The sequence below is a fragment of the Kocuria sp. BT304 genome, from assembly GCF_003290245.1.
GTDB classification, from domain to species: Bacteria; Actinomycetota; Actinomycetes; order Actinomycetales; family Micrococcaceae; genus Kocuria; species Kocuria rhizophila_A.
The window spans coordinates 1,593,744-1,614,121 of the sequence record NZ_CP030039.1 but is presented as its reverse complement, the minus strand read 5'-3'; the positions used below and the strand labels follow the sequence as shown (position 1 = coordinate 1,614,121).

The window sequence follows — 20,378 nt, the reverse complement described above, 5'->3', positions numbered from 1 at the left end:
GTCCTACATCCCGCGGCACGCCCGAGAGCACCGGCACGGATCTCGCCGCCGCGCCGTCGGCGGGTGCGCACAGTGACCGGGCGAGTTCGCCGTCCCCGCCCCGGGGACGGGCGGGCGGGGGCGCCGGACGAGGTGCGGCCGTGGCCTGGGGCACGTTCGGCGTCCTCGTGACCGTGGCGGCGTGGTGGGCGTTCACCCACGCGGCCGCCGGCGGGTCCACGATGATCGCGGCCTTCCGCCCCGAGCAGCTGCCGGGTGCCGTTGGTTCGCTCCTGGAACGCGGAGTTGTGGTCCAGGACGCGGTCACGAGTCTGTGGCGCCTGCTCGGCGGTCTGTTGCTGGCGACGGCGATCGGCGTACCGCTGGGACTGGTGATCGGTTCCTGGCAACGGGTGCGGTGGGCGAGCGCGCCCGTGGTGCAGTTCCTGCGGATGGTCTCGCCGCTGTCGTGGGCACCGGTGGCCGTGGCCCTGTTCGGAGTGGGCAGCGCGCCGGTGGTCTTCCTCGTGGCCGCCGCCGCCGTGTGGCCGATCACCCTGAACACCGCGGCGGGAGTCGCCGCGCTGGACCCGGCCCACCTCCGCGTGGCACGTACCCTGGGCGCGACGCCGTTCGAGCGGCTGCTCACGGTGGTGTTTCCGAGCATCCGTCCTTACGTCATGACCGGGGTGCGCCTAGCGCTGGGCATCTCGTGGGTCGTGCTGGTGCCCGCGGAAATGCTGGGGGTCAGCACCGGGCTGGGCTACGAGATCCTCAACGCGCGGGACCGTCTGGCCTACGACGAGATGCTCGTGGTGATCCTCGTCATCGGGCTGCTCGGCATCGCGCTGGACGCCCTGGCCCAGTGGCTGCTGCGGGAACGGGTGGTGCGCACCTGAGGGGGCCGACGACGTCGCCCCCGGTCACCACTCGGAGCGCTGTCTGCTCACACGTGCAGGGCTGAGTCCCCCAGGGCCGAGTACCGGGGAGCGGAGCACCGCGTCGCGTCACCCCGGACGGGACCCCGCGCTGTGGCGCGGAGAGGTGGTACCCATCGCCGAGGTGCAGGGGCCTGCCGGGGAATAAGACGGTCCGCAGCCACTCGGAAGTGAGCCCCAGGTAGTACCGCTGGTACATCTGCAGCATCTAGCACGCCAGCGAAACCAGCACGCGGGCGAGAAGAAGCAGCGACCACTTCACAGGGTCGGGCGGCGCACCCACCCGGTGCCGGGGCCGGTGAGCCACCTCACCATGGCCGGCCCTTCGACGGCCCGGACCACCACGGTCACCCGGGGTAGTAGACAGAAAACAGGACCCGGTTCTCGTGCCCCGGCCCACGCCGCGGGTGTTCACAGCCCAGCTCAGGTGCGTTGGTGCAGCTCCCACGCCAGGTCCAGCAGGTCCCGCGCGGAGTCCTCCCAGGAGTGCTCGCAGATCCGCTCCAACCCCGCGAGCACGCGCTCGTGGGCCACGGCAGGGTTCGTGAGTTCGCGCACCCGGGCGGCGAACGCGGCGTCGTCGTCCACCGGGGCGTAGCCCGCGGCGTCCCCGGCGACCTCGCGGAAGATCGGCAGCTCGGAGCAGACCACGGGCGCCCCCTCGGCGAAGGCCTCCACGAGCGGCAATCCGTAGCCCTCCGCGCGGGACGCGGTGACGAGGGCGGCGCACGTGGACAGCAGCTCGCGGTACTCGGCCTCGCCCACTCCGCCGTGGAAGACCACGCGGGCCCCGGCCGGGACGAGGGCCTGCAGCTCGGCGCGGCGCGCGGGGGAGATGCGCGAGAGCAGGTGCAGGGTGTGGCCGGGCAGGTGCGCCATGGCCCGCAGCAGGGTCTCCACGTTCTTGTACGGCAGGAACGAGCCCATGTACACGAGGTCCGTGCCGCGCTGCGGAAGCCGCGCGAGTGCCTTGTCCTCGGGGATTCCCGCCCACGGCGCCGCGTTGGCCACCACGCGCACGTGGCGCTTCGTGAGGCGGTGGGCCAGGATCTGCTGCCGGGAGGTCTCGGAGACCGTGGCCACGGCGTCCGCGCGGTTGAGGGTGAGCCGCTGCGGCCACCAGGCCCTGTGGTAGGCGCGCCAGCCCCACTGCACCGGCAACGGCAGGTCGCCCGGGGGCTGGGGGTGCTCGTAGTAGATCAGGTCGTGCAGTGTGAGGATCAGCCGGTACCGGCGCCCCAGGGAGCCCATGGTCTGCATGGGGGAGAACACCACGTCCGGGTCGAAGCGGTTGGCCGCGAGCGCCGTGAGGACCTCGGCGGGGGAGGTGACCGGGGGTCCCGTGACCGTGGCGACGTCCTCGGGCACGAACGCCCGCTGGGCAGGGTCGCTGACCAGCGCGCACAGCCGCACCCGCGGATCCTGCCGCGCCGCGCGTGCGGTGGCGGCGAGCAGCTCGGTGCTGTAGCGGCTGATGCCGTCGTGGTGGTCGGTGCGGATGTAGCGGGCGTCGAAGAGCAGCTTCACCGCTCGGACTCCCCGGACAGTCCGCGCGCCCGGGTCTCCCGGCGGAACTGCGCGGCGCTCGCGTCGGGGTCCACGGCCGGCAGCATCCCGGTGAGCTGGTCCGGGGTGGACACGGTGGTGTCCGCGTGGGGCAGCTGGTCGTAGCCCTCCAGCGGCTCGGGAGCGGGGGACTCCAGGAAGTCCTCGATCATCCGCGCGGCGGTCTGCGGCGCCTCGTAGTGGATCAGGTGCCCCACCCCGGGGATGATCTGCAGGCTGTGGCTGCGGATCCAGGAGGCCATGGTGCGCTGGGAGTCCACGGAGCCGAGGTCGTCCAGCTCGCCCACGATCAGCAGGGTGGGCATGGTGAGCTTCATGGCCACCTCGGCCACGGTGCGGGAGATCGAGGCGTCGTAGGCCTGGGTGAGCACGTCCCGGTTGGCGAACGTGTTGAAGTACGCCTGGTGCTGGCGCAGCGCGTAGTGCTTGATCTCGGGGTCGTCGGACTTGATCATCACGTCCGTCATGAGCTTCACCACGGCGTTCGAGGACAGCAGCCGGGTGCCCAGCCGGCGGGGCATGGTGGCACCCGCGCCGTAGTACAGCCGGGTGAGCTTGGTCAGGGACTTCTGCGACCCGCTCAGTGCGGGCTGGGAGATCGGGTTGATGAGCACCAGGCGCTCGACCATCGAGGGGTGCTCGGCGGCGAAGTGCGCGGCCAGGATGGAGCCGAAGGAGTGCCCCGCGAGCACCACCCCCGTGCCGGAGTCCGGGGTCACGGCGCCGTCCGTGAGAGCGGTGATGAAGTCCCGGGTGAAACGCACGTACTCGTCCACCGAGTGCTCCCGCTCCGGGAACGGTTCGGAGCGGCCGAAGCCGGGCAGGTCCGGGACCACCACGTGGTACTTCTCCCGCAGGGCGGTGGCGATCAACTGCAGCCCGTGGTGGTCACCGCGGAAGCCGTGGAGCATCACCAGCAGGGGCTTGCGCTGCTTGTCCGCGTCGTAGAACCAGTACCGCACGCGGTACCCGTCCAGTACCACGCTGCGGCGTTCTGCGTAGGGGTTGTCCACCGGGCCTCCATCCGTGCGTCATCGGGCGCCCCCATGGTAGCCGGGCCCCCTGCACGCGGGCGGTGACGGCCGCTGGTCTAAACTGGCAGGGATCCCCACACATCCACGCGGGGGACCGCGCTGCCGCCCCGGAACCCCGGCCCCGGCACCCGCCCGGCCCCGTGAACCTGAAGGCGAGGCACGTGAGCGAGCACAGCACCCCGGAGGCGGGCACGGAGTACGATGTCCAGCGCATCGAGGCCACCTGGTCCGGCTACTGGGACGAGAACCGGGTCTACGCGCCCGCCGACGACGGCTCCGCCGAGCGGCGCTACGTGCTCGACATGTTCCCCTACCCCTCGGGCGACCTCCACATGGGCCACGCCGAGGCGTTCGCCATGGGTGACGTGGTGGCCCGCTACTGGTGGCACCGCGGCTACGACGTGATGCACCCCGTGGGCTGGGACTCGTTCGGGCTGCCCGCGGAGAACGCCGCGATCAAGCGCGACGCCCACCCCGCGGAGTGGACCTACCGCAACATCGACACCCAGCGCGAATCCTTCAAGCGCTACGCGATCAGCGCGGACTGGGACCGGGAGATCCACACCTCGGACCCCGAGTACTACCGCTGGACCCAGTGGCTGTTCCTGCAGTTCTACTCCCACGGTCTCGCGTACCGGAAGGACTCCCCGGTCAACTGGTGCCCCAAGGACCAGACCGTGCTCGCCAACGAGCAGGTGGTCAACGGGGCCTGCGAGCGCTGCCACACCCCCGTGACCAAGAAGTCCCTGAACCAGTGGTACTTCAAGATCACCGACTACGCCCAGCGCCTGCTGGACGACATGACCGAGCTGGAGGGCCACTGGCCCGAGCGCGTGCTGGCCATGCAGCGCAACTGGATCGGGCGCTCCGAGGGCGCGCACGTGAACTTCGTGATCGAGGGCGCCCCGGCCGAGGGTGCCGAGCCCTCGGACACCTCCGGGCGCACCGTCACCGTGTTCACCACCCGCCCGGACACCCTCTACGGCGCCACGTTCTGCGTGGTGGCCGCGGACGCCCAGATCGCCCAGGACGTCGTGGCACCGGAACAGGCCGCGGCGCTCGCCGAGTACCGCGAGCAGGTCAAGGCGCTGTCGGACATCGAGCGGCAGTCCTCGGACCGGGAGAAGACCGGTGTGTTCCTGGGCCGCTATGCGGTGAACCCGCTCACGGGCGAGAAGCTGCCGGTCTGGGCCTCGGACTACGTGCTCGCGGACTACGGCACGGGCGTGATCATGGCCGTGCCCGCCCACGACCAGCGTGACCTGGACTTCGCCCGCGCCTTCGACCTGCCCGTGCGCGTGGTGGTGGACACCGGCGCCGAGGACCCCGCCGAGACGGGCGTGGCCACCACCGGTGAGGGCACGCTGGTCAACTCCGGGCCCCTGGACGGGCTGCCCCAGGCCGAGGCGCTGGCCAAGGCGATCGAGATCGTCACCGAGGCCGGCACCGGCGAGCGGTTCGTGAACTTCCGGCTGCGGGACTGGCTGCTGTCCCGGCAGCGCTTCTGGGGCGCGCCCATCCCCATCATCCACTGCGCCTCGTGCGGCGAGGTCCCGGTGCCCGAGGACCAGCTGCCCGTGCGCCTGCCCGATGACCTGCGCGGCGAGCAGCTCGCGCCCAAGGGTCAGAGCCCGCTCGCCGCGGCGTCGGACTGGGTGAACGTGACGTGCCCCGCGTGCGGCGGCCCCGCGCAGCGGGACACGGACACCATGGACACGTTCGTGGACTCCTCCTGGTACTACCTGCGCTACACGTCCCCGCACGACGACGCCGCCCCGTTCGACCGTGCCGCGGTGGACCGCTGGCTGCCGGTGGACCAGTACGTGGGCGGTGTGGAGCACGCGATCCTGCACCTGCTGTACTCGCGGTTCTTCACCAAGGCCCTCTACGACTTCGGCCTGGTGGGCTTCACCGAGCCGTTCAAGGCGCTGCTCAACCAGGGCCAGGTGCTCAACGGCGGCAAGGCGATGTCCAAGTCCCTGGGCAACGGCGTGGACCTGGGCGAGCAGCTGGACGCCTTCGGCGTGGACGCCGTGCGCCTGACCATGGTGTTCGCGTCCCCGCCCGAGGACGACGTGGACTGGGCGGACGTGTCCCCGCAGGGCTCCCAGAAGTTCCTGGCCCGCGCGTGGCGCCTGGCCCAGGACTGCACGGCGGACCCGGCGGCGTCGTTCGCGGACGGTGACAAGGCGCTGCGCAGCGCCACGCACCGCACGGTCGCGGACGCCGAGCAGCTGCTGGACTCCGGGAAGTTCAACGTGGTGATCGCCCGCACCATGGAGCTGGTGAACACGGTGCGCAAGGCCATCGACACCGGCTGCGGCCCGGCGGATCCGGCGGTGCGCGAGGCCGTGGAGGCTGTCGCGATCCTGCTGAGCCTCGTGGCGCCGTACACCGCCGAGGACATGTGGCACCTGATCGGCCACGAGGACACCGTGGTGCGCGCCCCGTGGCCCACGGTGGACCCCGCGCTGCTCGTGGAGGACACCGTGACCGCCGTGGTCCAGGTCAAGGGCAAGGTCCGCGACCGTCTGGAGGTCCCCGCGGACATCTCCGAGGCGGACCTGGAGACCGCGGCCATGGCCTCGGAGACGGTCCAGCGGCTGCTCGCGGACGCCACGGTGCGCAAGGTGATCGTGCGCGCACCCAAGCTCGTGAACATCGTGGTCTGATGACCGCCCACGGTTGCCGGAGCCCGTCCCCAGACTCGCACGAGTGGCAGGGCGGGCTCCGCCCGTTCCCGGGGCTGCGCACGGACGGCAGTGGTCTGCAGGAGGACGCTCCCGTCCCGCCCGCCGCCTCGGACGCCCCGGACGACGACGCCGCGCCGCGCCGCTCGGACGGGGGTCACGGTGCTGCCGCCGGCCCTTTGGAGGACCGCGCGGGACGCGGGGCGGAAGCTGCCGTCAGTGGCGGGCGTTCCGGTCACCCGGCCGACCGGAGTGACCCGCGCGGGGGCGGTCGCCGCAGGGTCGCGGTGGTCACCGACAGTGCCGCCGCCCCGCCGCAGGGCTGGCTCGAGGACTGGGAGGCCACCGGCGGGTTCGCGCTCGTGGACATGCCCGTGCTCATCGGGGGGCAGCTGCACACCGAGGACGAGGCGGACCGGCTCTCCACCCTGGTGGTCGCGCTGGCCGAGGGCCGCCCCGTGACCACCTCACGCCCCGCACCGGGGCGGCTGCGCGCGGCCTACCGCGGCTTCGAGGACGCCGGGTTCGAGGCCGTGGTCTCCGTGCACCTCTCGGGTGAGCTCTCCGGCACGGTGGGAGCCGCGAGGATCGCGCGGCAGGACATCGGGATCCCGGTGCGCATCGTGGACACCCGCAGCGCCGGTCTGGCGCAGGGACTGGGCGTGCGCGCCGCACTCGAGGCGGCGGCGTCGGGAGAGGGCATCGACGACGTCGCCCGCGCGGCCACCGAGGCCGCTGAACGGGCCCAGGTGCTGATCCAGGTGCGCTCCCTGGACACCCTGCGCCGCGGCGGGCGGGTGAACCCGACCACGGCGATGGTGGGAACCATGCTGCAGATCAAGCCGCTGCTGAGCCTGGCCGAGGGGAAGATCGTGACCGTGGAGCGCCCGGTGTCCCTGCCGCGGGCGAAGCAGCGGTTCATGGCGCTCGCGGGGGAGGCCCTGGAGCACTCCGAGGCGCAGCACCCGGTGCTGTGCGTGCACCACGTGGCAGATCCGCACGGGGCGCGGGAGATCGGGGAGGTGCTCGTGGACCGCCACCGCCCGGACGCCGAGCTGGTGGTCAGCGAGCTGCCCCCGGTGCTCAGCGCCCACGTGGGGCTGGGGACGAAGGCGGCGATCGTGGAAGGGCCCACCTCCAGTCCGGTCGCGCACGGTGTGAAGGCTCCACAGCCCGGCGCGTGAGCCACCCCGGGGCTCCGTGGTGCACAGCGGCAGTGCGGTCGCCCGAGTGCCCTGACCGGGCGGGGTGGAGTGGGTGCCATGAGTGGCATCGAGGTCAGAGGGCGGCGCAGGTTCCGGGACAGTGACGCGACCGAGCGGCTGAGCGCGCTGCTGCGCGAGGAGCGCACGGGCGGGGGATCCCACACGGCCTCCGGGCGTCGCGTGAGCGGGCTCGCGCAGAACGGGTCCGGAGTGCGGGGCGCGGCGGTGTCCCCGGACGGCCGGGTGGCCGACGGGCACGAGGAGCGGGCCGATTTCGAGTTCGGCCGCTCGGATCTGCGTGCTGCGGACCTGTACGCCCCGGATTCGCATGCCTCGGACCCGTGCGTTTTCGATCCTCCTGGCGACGTTCCGGACGTCCCCGAGGCGGGCTCCCTTGAGTCGAGCGTCCCGGACACCCCCGAGACCGGGCTCGTGGAGGATCCCGCGCTCTGGCCGGAACCGGGCGGCTCGCGGCACCGTGAGGACGTGACCGTGCGCCGTCGGCTGAGCCGCCCCGCGCTCGTGCTGCTGTGCGTCGTGCTGCTCGTGGCTCTCGGAGCGGGGTGCCTGAGTCTGCTGAACGGTGCTCCCGAGGACAACGCGGTCGTGACCACGGCCGGGGCGTCCCCGGACGGTGGATCCTCGGAAGACAGCTCACCGCACGGCGAGGGACGCCAGCGCTCGGCGGGGGCCGGAGCGTCACCCCGGGCATCCTCCGAACCGTCGGGACGGCCGGGTTCCGGGCCGGTCGGTGGATCCGGCGCCACGGGGGCCGCCTCCGGCGCGCCCGGCGGTGTGGTGACCGTCCACGTGGTGGGCGAGGTCAAGGACCCCTCGGTGGTCACGCTGTCTCCCGGTGCCCGGGTCATGGACGCGGTGCAGGCCGCCGGGGGATTCACCCCGGGGGCCGTGAAGGACCGCATCAACCTCGCGGAGACCGTGACCGACGGATCGCAGATCGTGATCCCCAACGCGAGCACCGCGGACGAGGTCGCCGCCGGGCGTGCCGCGGCGAGTGCCGGGAATGCGGCACCCGGAAGCGACGCGAAGGCCGGAGTGCCCGCGTCGCGGAGCACGTCCACGGCACCGGGTGCGGGCTCCGGGGCACTCGTGAACCTCAACACCGCCACCCAGGCCGAGCTGGAGGAGCTGCCCAGGGTGGGGCCCGTGCTCGCGCAGCGCATCGTGGAGTTCCGCACCCAGCACGGCCCTTTCACCGCCCCGGAGCAGCTGGACGACGTCAGCGGGGTGGGTCCGGCCATGCTGGAGGCGCTGCTGCCGCTGGTCACGGTGTGAGCGTGGCATGGGACCTGCGGCTGCTGCCCGTGGCGCTCGCGGTGTGGGGCTCGGCCGCCGCGACCCTGGCTGCCGGGTGGACCGGGGGTGCGGTGTGCACGCTGGCCGTGACCGTGCTGGTCCCGGTGGTGGACCGGGTACCACGGTGGGCCCGGTTGACGCGGGGCTGGGCACAGCGCATGCGCCGGGTCGGTACTCCCGGGATGCGCGGCCCGGCCATCCGTGGCGGGACTGCGCCAGGCCGTGCTCCTCGGCCCCGCCGCAGCACCCGGCCCCGCCGCAGCGATCGCACCCTTCTCAATGCTCAGCCCCCCCACACCGCTCGGTGCCCGCGTTCTGTTCTGTCCCGAGTGCGCGGCGGGACGTCAGGAGACGCTCCCTCCGCCGCGAGCCGACACCCCACGCCTCCAGGTCCTGCGATGGCCGCCCTCGTGCTCCTCGCCGGGGTGGCGGCGGTCGTCAGCGCGCACGCCGCCACCGCACCGGCCCGCGCGTTCCTGGACGCCCACCCGCAGGGCTCGGTCGTGCGGGTGGAGGCGACCGTGTCCGGCGCACCGTCCCCGTACACGTCCCGCTCGCTGCACGGGGAGCAGGAGGCCTCCCACGGGGTAGCAGTCACCCTGGACGTGGCGACGGCGGACGGCGCCCACTTGCCCGCCGGGCTCACCGTGTTCGCAACCCACCCCGGCTGGGAGGCCCTGGATGACGGGCAGGGGGTGAGCGCGGTCGTGACGGTGGCCAGCACCGCGACCCCGGCCCGGCTGCTCGCCCGCACCACGTCCCCGCCCCTGACCGCAGCACAGGCCGGACCCGAGCCCGGGCCGGTGGAGGCCGTGCGCGCCGACCTCACCCGCATCGCCGGGGGCTTCGGCGCAGTGAGTGCGGGCCTGGTGCCCGGCATGACGGTGGGGGACACCTCCCAGCTGCCCGACGCGCTCGCCCAGAGCATGAAGGACACCGGGCTCACCCACCTCACCGCGGTGTCCGGGTCCAACTGCGCGCTGGTGATGACCCTGACCGGGTTCACCGCACTGTCCCTCGGCGCGGGCCGGCGCACGTGCGTGGGGGTGGGGCTCGTGGCGCTCGCGGGCTTCGTGGGGCTTGTGGGCCCGGACCCCTCCGTGCTGCGCGCCGGGGTCATGGGGGCCCTGGGCGGGCTTGCCATGCTCAGCGGACGCGCCGGGGTGAGCCTCAACGCGCTGTGCGCGGCGGTGACCGCGCTGGTACTGGTTCGCCCGGACCTGGCCACGGACATGGGATTCGTGCTCTCCGTCCTGGCCACGGCGGGCATTGTGGTCAGCGCCCGCCCCGTGACCCGTGTGCTCGGCACCCGCGTGCCCACCGTGCTCGCCGTGTGCCTCGCCGTGCCGCTCGTGGCCCAGCTGTGGTGCGGCCCCGCCCTGCTCCTGCTCAACCCGGACCTGCCGCTCTACTCCCTTCCCGCCAACATGGCCGCTGCGCCCCTGGTGCCCGTGGTCACGGTGGCCGGTCTGCTCGCCGTGTGCGTGCTGCTCGCCGGGCACCTCCTGGGCCCCGTCCTGGCCCTGCTGGCTCCCGGGCCCGCGGACCCGGCCGCCGTCACCGCGTGGGACCGGGGCGCGAGCCTGCCCGTGGGCGTCGCCTCCTACCCGGCCCGCGCCCTCGGATGGATTGCGGACACCTTCGCCGCACTGCCCGGCGCGCACGTCCCCTGGCCACCCGGGGTGCCGGGATTCCTCCTCCTCACCCTCGTGACCGTCCTCGCGCTCGCCGCGCTGCACACGGTGGACGCGCACATGCGCCGGCCGCGGCCAACCGCTGGCACCGTGGACCCCACACCCGCCGAACGCCCGGTGCCCGACGCCGTGTGGCGCGCCCGCGCGCACCGCACCCGGGCACGACGCCGCCTGCTCGCCGTCACCGCGTCCCTCGCCCTGGGCATGCTCCTGGTCACCGCAGTCCTGTGGTGGTTCCGCCCTGCACCGCCGTGGGAATCCGTGGTGTGCGACGTGGGGCAGGGCGACGCCGTCCTGCACCGTACCGGGGAGCACAGCGCCGTGCTCGTGGACGGCGGCCCCGACCCCCGGGCACTGACCCAGTGCCTCCGGGACGCTGACGTCACCCACCTGGACGCGGTAATCGCCACCCACGACCACGCCGACCACGTCGCCGGGCTCGAGGGGCTCGCCGAGACGGTGGACGTGGACCGCGTCTGGTACTCCGCCGCCGGGGACACCCCACCGGACGAGCTCAGCCAGTGGGCGGACATCGCCACGCGCCCCGCTCCCGGCGAGCAGCTGCACGTGGGGCCGCTCACCGTGGAGGTTCTCGCCCCCGCACCTCCGCCCACTGTCCCTGATGGCTCCCCGACGGCAGGCACGGCGCCGCCGGGCACCGGGGCAGGCGGCTCCGGCGGCAGCACGTCACCACGCGCCCCGCACCGGAAGATCACCTCCGAGGTCGAGAACAACGCCTCCCTCGTCCTGCTGCTGACCTTCGACGGCCCCGACGGCACCACCACCTGGCTCAGTGCAGGCGACCTCGAAGCGGACGGCTACCGCCGTACGCTGCACACCCTCCCCGGCGGACACCCACCCCCGGTAGACGTCCTCAAGGTCTCCCACCACGGCGCCCGCAACGGCGGCACCGACATCATTCGTGACACCCACCCGGCGCTCGCCGTGATCTCCGTGGGGGAGGACAACAGCTACGGCCACCCGCACCCCGAGACGGTCGCCGCGCTGCAGGAGGTGGGCGCCGCCGTGGCCCGCACCGACCAGAACGGCGCGCTGTGGGTGCACCGCGAAGGAGACCGCGTGGTCGTGTCACGGCGCTGAGCGGGGGAGCACCACCAGAAATATCGCGAGGGAAAGATCCGTTGTGCACCACGAAACACCGGGCATCCGCGCCGGTCAACCCGGGGTCGTGCGTCGTCAGGAGCCCGCCCCCGGCGCCCCCGTGCTCGTGCCACTCAATGGAAGGACTCCCATGCGCTCCACCCTGTTCGAACCCCTCACCCTCCGCGGCCTCACGGTCCGCAACCGGCTGTGGATCCCGCCCATGTGCCAGTACTCCGCGTTCGGGGAGGACGGCGTGCCCACGGACTGGCACCTCGTGCACTACGGATCGCTCGCCGCCGGTGGGGCGGGGGCCGTGATCGTGGAAGCGAGCGCCGTCGTGCCCGAGGGACGCATCAGTCCCCGGGACCTGGGACTGTGGAACGACGAGCAGCGGGACGCCCTCGTGCGGATCGTGGACTTCGCCCACCAGCAGGGCGCGGCCACTGGCGTGCAGCTCGCCCACGCGGGGCGCAAGGCCAGCACGGAGGCCGCCTGGGGCTCCGAGAACCCCGGCCGGTCCATCGCGCCGCAGAACGGGGGCTGGCAGACCGTGGGTCCCTCCGCCGTCGCCTTCCCGGGGCTCGCCGAGCCCGTCGCGCTGGACGGGCAGGGCATCGACGACGTCGTGGCCGCGTTCGCCGCGTCGGCCCGCCGTGCGGTGGAGGCGGGCATGGATTTCGTGGAGCTCCACGGTGCCCACGGATACCTGCTCCACGAGTTCCTCTCCCCGCTGAGCAACGAGCGCACGGACGAGTACGGCGGCACCCTGGAGAACCGCGCCCGGCTGCTGCTGCGCGTCACCGACGCCGTCCGCGACGTGATCCCCGAGGACATGCCCCTGCTCGTGCGCCTCTCCGCCACCGACTGGACCGAGGGCGGGCTCACCGTCGCTGACACCTCCCGCGTCTCCGGGTGGCTCGCCGAGCACGGCGCGGACCTCATCGACGTCTCCTCCGCCGCCAACGTGCCCGCCGAGATTCCCGTGGGCCCCGGCTACCAGGTGCCCCTCGCCACCGAGATCAAGACCACCGCCGGAGTCCCCGTGGCCGCCGTCGGGATGATCGACACCGCCTGGCAGGCCGAGCAGATCATCGCCACCGGCCTCGCCGACGTGGTGCTCATGGGCCGCGAAGCCCTCCGCGACCCCCACGCGGCCCTCACCGCTGCCCACACCCTCGGCGTCCCCGACGCCCCCGTCCCCGGCCAGTACGAACGCGCCTACCGCCGCCCACCCCGCACCCGGTGAGCCCCGGCGCTCGCCGGACGACGAGGCGAGCGTGATCCGGCGGTGAACACCGAGCACGTGAGCCCGGGCGCTCGCGGGACACCACCGGATCCGCAGTGCGGAGTGGAACGACCAGCGAGGGTCGGGGTGGACCCGGGATGACGACGCCGCCCCGGCACGCGTCCGCGGTGCCGCACGCGGTTGCGCCGGCTCCCGCCCTGCACAGACACTCCGGGGTGTCTGCACCCACGGTTAGCATGGGGACGCAGCGTCGGCGTCCCGACCCCGCACCTTCCGGTGAGGGGCCCGCTCGCACCCGGTCCCGGGCGGCGTCGTCGCCCGAGCAGTCGGCCACCATCGAGGAGCACCATGACCCCGGCACGCACGTCTTCCCGCCGACAGGCGCCCTCGGCCCCGCAGACCTCCTGGCGTGAGGCCGTTCCTCAGCCGCTCGTGCTGGCCTCCGGCTCGGACGAGTACATCCTGCAGCGCATCAGGGAGACCCTCCGGGACACCATCCGTGCGGAACGGGGTTCCTGCGAGGTCACGGACATCGCGGCCGGGGACTACGAGCCGGGCCAGCTCGCCGTGGTCACCAGCCCGTCCCTCTTCGACGACCCCAAGCTCGTGTGCGTCCAGGAGCTCGCGGGCATGAACGAGCACCTGCTGGCGGACGCCCTGGCCTACGTGGCCAACCCGGATCCGGACGTCACCGTGCTGTGGCAGCACTCCGGCGGGAACCGCGGCAAGAAGCTGCTGGACGCCCTCAAGGAGAAGGCTCTCGTCCTGGACTGCGCCCCGCCCAAGTCGGACCGGGACAAGTCCTCGTTCGTCCTCGGGGAGTTCCGTGCGCAGAACAAGCGCATCGAGCCCGACGCTGCCCGCGCCCTGGCCGCGGCGGTCGGCACCTCCACCGCCGAACTGGCTGCCGCGTGCGCCCAGCTGATCGCGGACGGCCCCGTGACCGTGGACCTCGAGCTCGTGGAGAAGTACTACGGCGGCCGCGTGGAAGTCACCGCGTTCCGGGTGGCGGACGCCGCGGTGGCCGGCAACGCGGAGCAGGCCCTGAAACTGTGGCGTCAGGCCGTGGACGTCGGGGTGGACCCGGTGCCCATGGTGGCCACACTGGGCTCGAAGATGCGCCTGATCGCCCTCACGGCCGGCTCTCGCGGGGGAGCGGGGCAGATCGCCCGTGACGTCGGGGCCGCGCCGTGGCAGGTGGAGCGCGCCCAGAACGAGGCGCGCCGGTTCACGGCCCAGGACGTCACCCGGGCGCTGCAGGCCATCGCCGAGGCCGACGCCCAGGTCAAGGGGGCCTCCCGGTCCCCGTACTTCGCGGTGGAGCGGGCCATCACGGTGATCGCCACCTCCGGGCACCGCTGAGCGGGCACCACAACACCGACAACGGCGGGGCCACCGAGGATCGCGAACGCGGGCACCGTGAAACCGCACGCCGCGGCACCGCGCGCAAGGGTACGGGGCCACCGTGACCTGAACGGTCAGTCCTGGGCGGCGCTGCGCAGCGACTCCGCACCGACGGGCCGCTGGGGGGACACGACACTGTCCTCACACGAGAACGGGCCCGGCACTCGCGAGGAGTGCCGGGCCCGTGCGCTCCGTCAGTGCGACGGTGTCAGCCGACTCAGATCTTGGCGACCTTCTTGGCCAGACCGGACTTCTTGTTGGCCGCCGTGTTCTTGTGCAGAACACCCTTGGACACGGCCTTGTCGAGCTTGCGGGACGCGGTGCGCAGGGTCTCGGCGGCGGCGTCCTTGTTGCCGGACTCGACAGCGGCATCCACCTTGCGGATGAGCGTCTTGAGCTCGGACTTGTACGAGTTGTTGCGCAGGCGAGCCTTCTCGTTGGTGAGGATGCGCTTCTTCTGCGACTTGATGTTGGCCACGTGTAACTCCTAGAACGATTGCGGAAGTAGGTCAGTGAGGGCGCACGGATGGTCATCGACTGAGTTGTGAGAGTGGGGATGCTCGGTGGCAACCATCCGCTGTGCCCGACGACCAGCGCGGACACACAGCGGACCACTTTAGCAGACCGGAGCCCCGGATGCCCGCTGCGGCGCGTCGGCGTCGGGGTGTGCCGCCCGGTCCGTGCTGGGGTGACGCTCCGCGGCACGGGCGGGTACGGACCGAGTCGAGAGCGGGCGTCCGGCGCCGCCCCGGTGCCACCAGGACTCCACCCGGCTCAGCGCCGCCGCGTCAGCTCCGCAGCCACGGCCTCGAACCGGGCGCGGTCCAGCACCGCCCCCTCGCGCCGCACGTCCTCCGGCCGCACCGGGATGATCCGGTCGATCCGCGCCTCCGAGGGCCGCCCGGAGCGGTCCCAGCCGCCCCCGCCCACCTCCACGTAGGAGGGGTCGTCGTGGCGGGCGGTGTCGTGGTCCTTGGAGGTCAGCATCACGCACAGCAGGTGCTCGCCGGCCCGGTCCACGATCAGCACGGGCCGGTCCTTCCCGTGCGAGTGGTCCTCCTGGTAGGGCACCCAGGTCCACACGACCTCCCCGGGATCGGGTCGGCCGTCCGGTTTCGCGGCCCACCGCGGGTTCACGGGCCCCGTCCAGTCACCGGGGTACGGCGCGGAGGTGCCGGGTGCGCGGGTGCCCGGGGACGACGTCGGCGTGCCCGGCCGGGCGCGCGAGGTGCCGTTCTCGTGGGCCACGGTGGGCGGCGTCGTGCCCCGGGAGCGAGACGAGCGAGAGGCGGGACCGCGGGAGCCCGCGTAGCGCTGGTACATGCGGAGGAGGCGCAGCCCCTGGTTCAGCAGTCGAGTGATGTCGGCCATGGGGACATCGTAGGGGGACCGGTTCGCCCCCGGCCCGGGATCATGGGAAACTGGGGAGTCATCCTGAGAACGAAAGGACCGCCCGTGTCACCGTTGGCCGTCAATCCACCGGCACCTGCCTCGACCGACCCCTCGGTGATCAGGAACTTCTGCATCATCGCCCACATCGACCACGGCAAGTCCACGCTGGCGGACCGGATGCTGCAGGCCACGGGGGTGGTGACGCCGCGGCAGATGAAGGCCCAGTACCTGGACCGCATGGACATCGAGCGCGAGCGCGGGATCACCATCAAATCCCAGGCGGTGCGCATGCCGTGGAACGTGGACGGCACGGACTACGCGCTGAACATGATCGACACGCCCGGGCACGTGGACTTCACGTACGAGGTCTCCCGCTCCCTGGCGGCGTGCGAGGCCACGATCCTGCTGGTGGACGCCGCCCAGGGCATCGAGGCGCAGACGCTCGCCAACCTGTACCTGGCCATCGAGAACGACCTCACGATCATCCCGGTGCTCAACAAGATCGACCTGCCGGCCGCCCAGCCGGAGAAGTACGCCGCGGAGCTCGCCAACCTCATCGGCGTGGAGCCGGAGGAGGTCCTGAAGGTCTCCGGCAAGACAGGCGAGGGCGTGGAGGAGCTGCTGGAGCGCATCGTGCGGGACGTGCCCCCGCCCCAGGGCGTGAAGGACGCGCCGTCGCGCGCCATGATCTTCGACTCCGTCTACGACACCTACCGCGGCGTGGTCACCTACGTGCGCGTGGTGGACGGCACCCTGGTGCCGCGCGAGCGGATCCAGATGATGTCCACGGGTGCGACCCACGAGCTGCTGGAGATCGGCGTGATCTCGCCGGAGCCCATCCCGTCCAAGGGACTGAGCGTGGGGGAGGTGGGCTACCTGATCACGGGTGTGAAGGACGTGCGCCAGTCCCGCGTGGGCGACACCGTGACCAACCAGCAGAAGCCCGCGCAGGAGTCCCTCGGCGGGTACGAGGACCCCAAGCCCATGGTGTTCTCGGGCTTGTTCCCCGTGGAGGGCTCCGACTACCCGGTGCTGCGCGACGCCCTGGAGAAGCTGCAGCTCAACGACGCCGCCCTGGTCTACGAGCCCGAGACCTCCGCCGCGCTGGGCTTCGGGTTCCGCTGCGGGTTCCTGGGTCTGCTGCACCTGGAGATCACCCGGGACCGCCTGGAGCGCGAGTTCAACCTGGACCTGATCTCCACCGCGCCCTCGGTGTCCTACAACGTGACGCTCGAGGACCACTCCGAGGTGGAGGTCACCAACCCCTCCGAGTTCCCCGAGGGCCGGATCCTGGAGATCCGCGAGCCCATGGTCTCGGCCACCATCCTGGTGCCCTCCGAGTTCATCGGCGCCGTCATGGAGCTCTCCCAGTCCAAGCGCGGCGAGATGAAGGGCATGGACTACCTCTCCGAGGACCGCGTGGAGCTGCGCTACCGGCTGCCGCTCGCGGAGATCGTGTTCGACTTCTTCGACCAGCTCAAGTCCAAGACCCGGGGCTACGCGTCCCTGGACTGGAAGGCGGACGGCGAGCAGGCCGCGGACCTGGTCAAGGTGGACATCCTGCTGCAGGGCGAGCAGGTGGACGCGTTCAGCGCGATCACCCACAAGGACAAGGCGTACTCGTACGGTGTGCTCATGACGGGCAAGCTGCAGAAGCTCATCCCGCGCCAGCAGTACGAGGTGCCCATCCAGGCGGCCATCGGCTCGCGCATCATCGCGCGGGAGAACATCCGCGCGATCCGCAAGGACGTGCTCTCCAAGTGCTACGGCGGTGACATCTCCCGCAAGCGCAAGCTGCTCGAGAAGCAGAAGGAGGGCAAGAAGCGCATGAAGATGGTGGGCCGCGTGGAGGTCCCCCAGGAGGCCTTCGTGGCCGCGCTGTCCTCGGACGAGGACAACGGCAAGGACAAGAAGAAGTAGTGCCCGCGCAACCGGAAGGTGATCCGGCTCCGGAGGACGGTGCGCTGCCCGCCAGTGCGGTGGCCCGCGCCTCGGAGCGCACCCTGAGCCTGTACGTCCACGTCCCGTTCTGCGCCGTGCGCTGCGGGTACTGCGACTTCAACACGTACACCATGGAGCAGCTCGGTGACGGCGTCTCCCGCGCGGACTACCACGCCGACGCCGCCGCGGAGGTCCGCTTCGCACGTTCGGTGCTCGACGCCGCCGGGTCACCACCGCGGCCGCTGCACAGCGTGTTCTTCGGCGGCGGCACCCCCACGCTGCTGCCCGCGCGGGAACTCGCCGCCATGCTGCACCAGGCCCGGGAGAGCTTCGGGCTGGCACCGGGCGCGGAGGTCACGGTCGAGGCGAATCCGGACTCCGTCACGCAGGAGACCTTCGACGTTCTCGCCGCGGCCGGAGTGACCCGCGTGTCCTTCGGGATGCAGTCCGCGGTGCCGCACGTGCTGGCGGTGCTGGAACGCACGCACACCCCCGCGAACGTGCCGCGCGCCGTCGGCTGGGCCAAGGAGCGCGGGCTGGGCACGAGCGTGGACCTGATCCACGGCACGCCGGGGGAGAGCCTGCGGGACTGGGAGACCTCCGTGGAAGCGGTCCTGGCCATGGAGCCGGACCACGTCTCCGCGTACTCGTTGATCATCGAGGACGGCACCAAGCTGGCCGCCCAGATCCGCCGCGGCGAGGTGCCCGAGGTGGATCCGGACGACCAGGCGGACAAGTACACCCTGGCGGAGCGGATGCTGCGCGATGCCGGGTTCGCCTGGTACGAGGTGTCCAACTGGTCGCGGGACGCGCACGGTCGCACCGCGCAGCAGAACCGCAGCGCGCACAACATCGCCTACTGGCGCAACCAGGACTGGTGGGGCATCGGGCCCGGGGCCCACTCCCACGTGGACGGGGTGCGCTGGTGGAACCTCAAGCACCCTTTGCCCTACACGAACAGGGTCCGCGCGGGGGTCTCACCCGCGGTGGGGCGCGAGACGCTGGACGCGGACACCCAGTACGTGGAGCACGTGATGCTCGGCATCCGGATCAGCGAGGGCCTCCCGGTGGCCTCCCTGCGCCCGGAAGGTCGCCGCGCCGTGGCCGGACTGATCGCGGACGGCTGGCTGGACGGCCCCGCCGCGCTGGCGGGCACCGCCGTGCTCACGGACGCCGGGCGCCTCATGGCCGACGCCGTGACGCGGCGGCTGCTGGACTGGTGAGCGCCGCGGGGCGGCGGGCAGGGCGGAGGCACTGACCCGGGGCGTCGTCGCCGAGTGCGCCTCTGCAGGCGCCTCAGCCGCGTCGGGCGGAGAGCGTGTCGTAGAGGTGCGTGTTGTACCGGTACTGGTGCGGCTCACCGCGGTTGACCTTGATCCCGGCGCGCACCGAGGTGACGGCCAGTGCGAGCCACGTGAGGGCCGCGATGACGGAGAAGACGCCCCCGACCACGGGAACCAGGGACAGCACGATCCCGGCCAGGACGACGATGCTGGGCAGCAGCGTGTAGTTCGCGGCCTCCCGGGACTCCTGGGCGGTGAACGGGCCGCGGTCCTTGAACACGCGGTGGATCACGTAGCTGGGGAGCACGCCCACCACGCCGCCCAGGTGCGCGAGCGTGGCCCACTGCCGGTCCTGGTCCACGTCCAGGGGCTGCGCGACGGCGGCCACGGAGTCGAACGGGGCGGGAGCGGTGGAGCCGGAGGATGCGGGGCGCGCGGGGGCAACGTCAGTCACGAGTGGGTGTCCCTTTCAGGGGCGGTGGCCGGTCCAGACGTGGATGCGGGGGTCTGGTCCGGCCATCCTACCGGCGCGGCCCCGCCCCGTGCCACGGCGCACATCACATGGCGGGACCGGCCTGCGCCGTGAGGAAGTCGATGAGCTCCTCCACGCGCCCCAGCAGGGCGGGCTCCAGGTCCGCGTAGCTGTCCACGCGCGTGAGGATCTGCTGCCAGGCCCGTCCCACGTCCTGCGGCGTGCGGTGGGGCAGTCCGAGCGCCTTGGCCATGCCGGTCTTCCAGTCCACGCCGCGCGGGATCACGGGCCACGCGGGGATCCCGAGGGCGGAGGGCTTCACGGCCTGCCAGATGTCCACGTAGGGGTGCCCGAGGATCAGCACGTTGTCCACCGCTCCGGGCACGCGCATGGCCTGCTGCGCGATGCGGGACTCCTTGGACCCGGGCACCAGGTGGTCCACGAGGATCCCGAGGCGCCGCTGCGGGCCCGGGGTGAAGTCCCGGATGGCCCCGGGGAGGTCGTCGATGCCGTGCAGCGGTTCCACCACGATCCCCTCCACGGCGAGGTCGTGGCCCCACACCTTGGCGACCAGCTCGGCGTCGTGGTACCCCTCGACCCACACGCGGGACTCCTTGGCCACCGAGGCGCGCAGGTTCTCCACGGCCACGGACCCGGAGCGGGTGATGCGCCTGGCGGCGGGGGCGGGCGTCGTGGCCGGGGGAGTGAGGCGAACCGGTTCGCCGTCGAGCAGGAAGCCCGGGCCCAGGGGGAAGGTCTTGACGCGCCCGTGGCGGTCCTCAAGGCCCACCACGCGCATCCCGCCGATGGTCTCCACGCTCACGACGGCGCCCACCCACCCGGTCTCGACGTCCTCGAGCACCATGTCCCGCTCCACCGGCAGCTCCCGGGACGACGGGCCGGTGCGGGAGACCTCGGGGCTGCTGAGGTCCTGGGGGCCCCAGCCCCACCCGGGTGCGTTCACGGTCTGCTCCTCGTGCCGGTGGCTGGATCAGCGGCGAGCGTACCAAAACCCGGGGCCCTGCCCGGCCCGTGGCGGGCACCGGGATTAGCACTGTGCGCGGATGAGTGCCAAAATTAGTGGTCGGCCACGGCGGGCACGGACCCGCCGAC

15 protein-coding genes are annotated in these 20,378 nt (G+C 72.5%); 9 read left to right on the top strand and 6 right to left on the bottom strand.

The window, feature by feature from the left end:
* The first annotated feature begins 140 nt into the window (after window positions 1-140).
* Window positions 141-878: an ABC transporter permease gene (locus tag DNL27_RS07165; RefSeq protein WP_229566321.1), complete on the top strand. Its 738-nt coding sequence runs from the start codon at window positions 141-143 to the stop codon at window positions 876-878.
* Window positions 879-1,340: 462 nt separating this feature from the next.
* On the opposite strand, the gene DNL27_RS07160 is transcribed toward DNL27_RS07165, so the two are convergent.
* Both DNL27_RS07160 and DNL27_RS07155 read right to left on the bottom strand, forming a co-directional pair.
* Window positions 1,341-2,444, bottom strand: coding sequence for a glycosyltransferase family 1 protein (locus DNL27_RS07160; RefSeq protein ID WP_112235129.1), 1,104 nt, complete (start codon window positions 2,442-2,444; stop codon window positions 1,341-1,343).
* Complete coding sequence (locus DNL27_RS07155) at window positions 2,441-3,496, bottom strand: alpha/beta fold hydrolase (RefSeq protein WP_012398386.1); 1,056 nt, start codon at window positions 3,494-3,496, stop codon at window positions 2,441-2,443. The genes DNL27_RS07160 and DNL27_RS07155 overlap by 4 nt, the downstream gene beginning before the upstream one ends.
* 182 nt (window positions 3,497-3,678) lie before the next feature.
* On the opposite strand from DNL27_RS07155, the gene leuS reads away from it, so the two are divergent.
* The 6 genes from leuS (at window position 3,679) to holA (ending at window position 14,135) form a co-directional block, all read left to right on the top strand.
* Entirely contained in the window at window positions 3,679-6,189 is a 2,511-nt protein-coding gene (gene leuS, locus DNL27_RS07150) for a leucine--tRNA ligase (RefSeq protein ID WP_112235786.1), read from the top strand.
* A 305-nt stretch (window positions 6,190-6,494) separates the two neighbouring features.
* Window positions 6,495-7,391 (top strand): DegV family protein, encoded by an 897-nt coding sequence (locus DNL27_RS07145; RefSeq protein WP_229577727.1) that lies wholly within the window; start codon window positions 6,495-6,497, stop codon window positions 7,389-7,391.
* 78 nt (window positions 7,392-7,469) lie between these two features.
* Window positions 7,470-8,708 carry a ComEA family DNA-binding protein gene (locus tag DNL27_RS07140; RefSeq protein WP_112235127.1) on the top strand — a complete coding sequence of 413 codons (1,239 nt, stop codon included), beginning with the start codon at window positions 7,470-7,472 and terminating at the stop codon, window positions 8,706-8,708.
* Between the two features lie 419 nt (window positions 8,709-9,127).
* Window positions 9,128-11,524 carry a ComEC/Rec2 family competence protein gene (locus DNL27_RS07135; protein WP_112235126.1) on the top strand — a complete coding sequence of 799 codons (2,397 nt, stop codon included), beginning with the start codon at window positions 9,128-9,130 and terminating at the stop codon, window positions 11,522-11,524.
* A gap of 151 nt (window positions 11,525-11,675) precedes the next feature.
* Complete coding sequence (locus DNL27_RS07130) at window positions 11,676-12,773, top strand: NADH:flavin oxidoreductase/NADH oxidase (protein ID WP_112235125.1); 1,098 nt, start codon at window positions 11,676-11,678, stop codon at window positions 12,771-12,773.
* 348 nt (window positions 12,774-13,121) lie between these two features.
* Window positions 13,122-14,135, top strand: coding sequence for a DNA polymerase III subunit delta (gene holA, locus DNL27_RS07125; RefSeq protein WP_112235124.1), 1,014 nt, complete (start codon window positions 13,122-13,124; stop codon window positions 14,133-14,135).
* Window positions 14,136-14,394: 259 nt separating this feature from the next.
* Here holA and rpsT read toward each other — a convergent pair whose 3' ends face one another.
* Entirely contained in the window at window positions 14,395-14,655 is a 261-nt protein-coding gene (gene rpsT, locus DNL27_RS07120; RefSeq protein WP_012398375.1) for a 30S ribosomal protein S20, read from the bottom strand.
* Between the two features lie 296 nt (window positions 14,656-14,951).
* Window positions 14,952-15,548 carry a type II toxin-antitoxin system PemK/MazF family toxin gene (locus DNL27_RS07115; protein ID WP_112235123.1) on the bottom strand — a complete coding sequence of 199 codons (597 nt, stop codon included), beginning with the start codon at window positions 15,546-15,548 and terminating at the stop codon, window positions 14,952-14,954.
* 84 nt (window positions 15,549-15,632) lie between these two features.
* Between DNL27_RS07115 and lepA the strand changes: the two genes are divergently transcribed.
* Together lepA and hemW are read left to right on the top strand one after the other, a co-directional pair.
* Window positions 15,633-17,489 (top strand): translation elongation factor 4, encoded by a 1,857-nt coding sequence (lepA, locus tag DNL27_RS07110; protein WP_012398373.1) that lies wholly within the window; start codon window positions 15,633-15,635, stop codon window positions 17,487-17,489.
* Window positions 17,489-18,733, top strand: a complete 1,245-nt coding sequence (gene hemW, locus DNL27_RS07105) for a radical SAM family heme chaperone HemW (RefSeq protein ID WP_112235122.1) — start codon at window positions 17,489-17,491, stop codon at window positions 18,731-18,733. Before lepA ends, hemW begins: the two co-directional genes overlap by 1 nt.
* A gap of 73 nt (window positions 18,734-18,806) precedes the next feature.
* Here the strand turns inward: hemW and DNL27_RS07100 are convergent, their stop codons facing one another.
* Both DNL27_RS07100 and DNL27_RS07095 read right to left on the bottom strand, forming a co-directional pair.
* A complete protein-coding gene (locus tag DNL27_RS07100) occupies window positions 18,807-19,247 on the bottom strand; it encodes a DUF4870 domain-containing protein (protein WP_229577722.1) in 441 nt (146 codons plus the stop codon).
* A 103-nt stretch (window positions 19,248-19,350) separates the two neighbouring features.
* Window positions 19,351-20,229, bottom strand: coding sequence for a DUF3097 family protein (locus DNL27_RS07095; RefSeq protein WP_112235121.1), 879 nt, complete (start codon window positions 20,227-20,229; stop codon window positions 19,351-19,353).
* Window positions 20,230-20,378: the final 149 nt, after the last annotated feature.

Bases quoted from the DNA above. Each gene is read 5' to 3' on its own strand.
- DNL27_RS07130 (WP_112235125.1), top strand. From the start codon at position 11,676: ATGCGCTCCACCCTGTTCGAACCCCTCACCCTCCGCGGCCTCACGGTC.
- DNL27_RS07140 (WP_112235127.1), top strand. From the start codon at position 7,470: ATGAGTGGCATCGAGGTCAGAGGGCGGCGCAGGTTCCGGGACAGTGAC.
- holA (WP_112235124.1), top strand. From the start codon at position 13,122: ATGACCCCGGCACGCACGTCTTCCCGCCGACAGGCGCCCTCGGCCCCG.
- DNL27_RS07115 (WP_112235123.1), bottom strand. From the start codon at position 15,548: ATGGCCGACATCACTCGACTGCTGAACCAGGGGCTGCGCCTCCTCCGC.
- DNL27_RS07135 (WP_112235126.1), top strand. From the start codon at position 9,128: ATGGCCGCCCTCGTGCTCCTCGCCGGGGTGGCGGCGGTCGTCAGCGCG.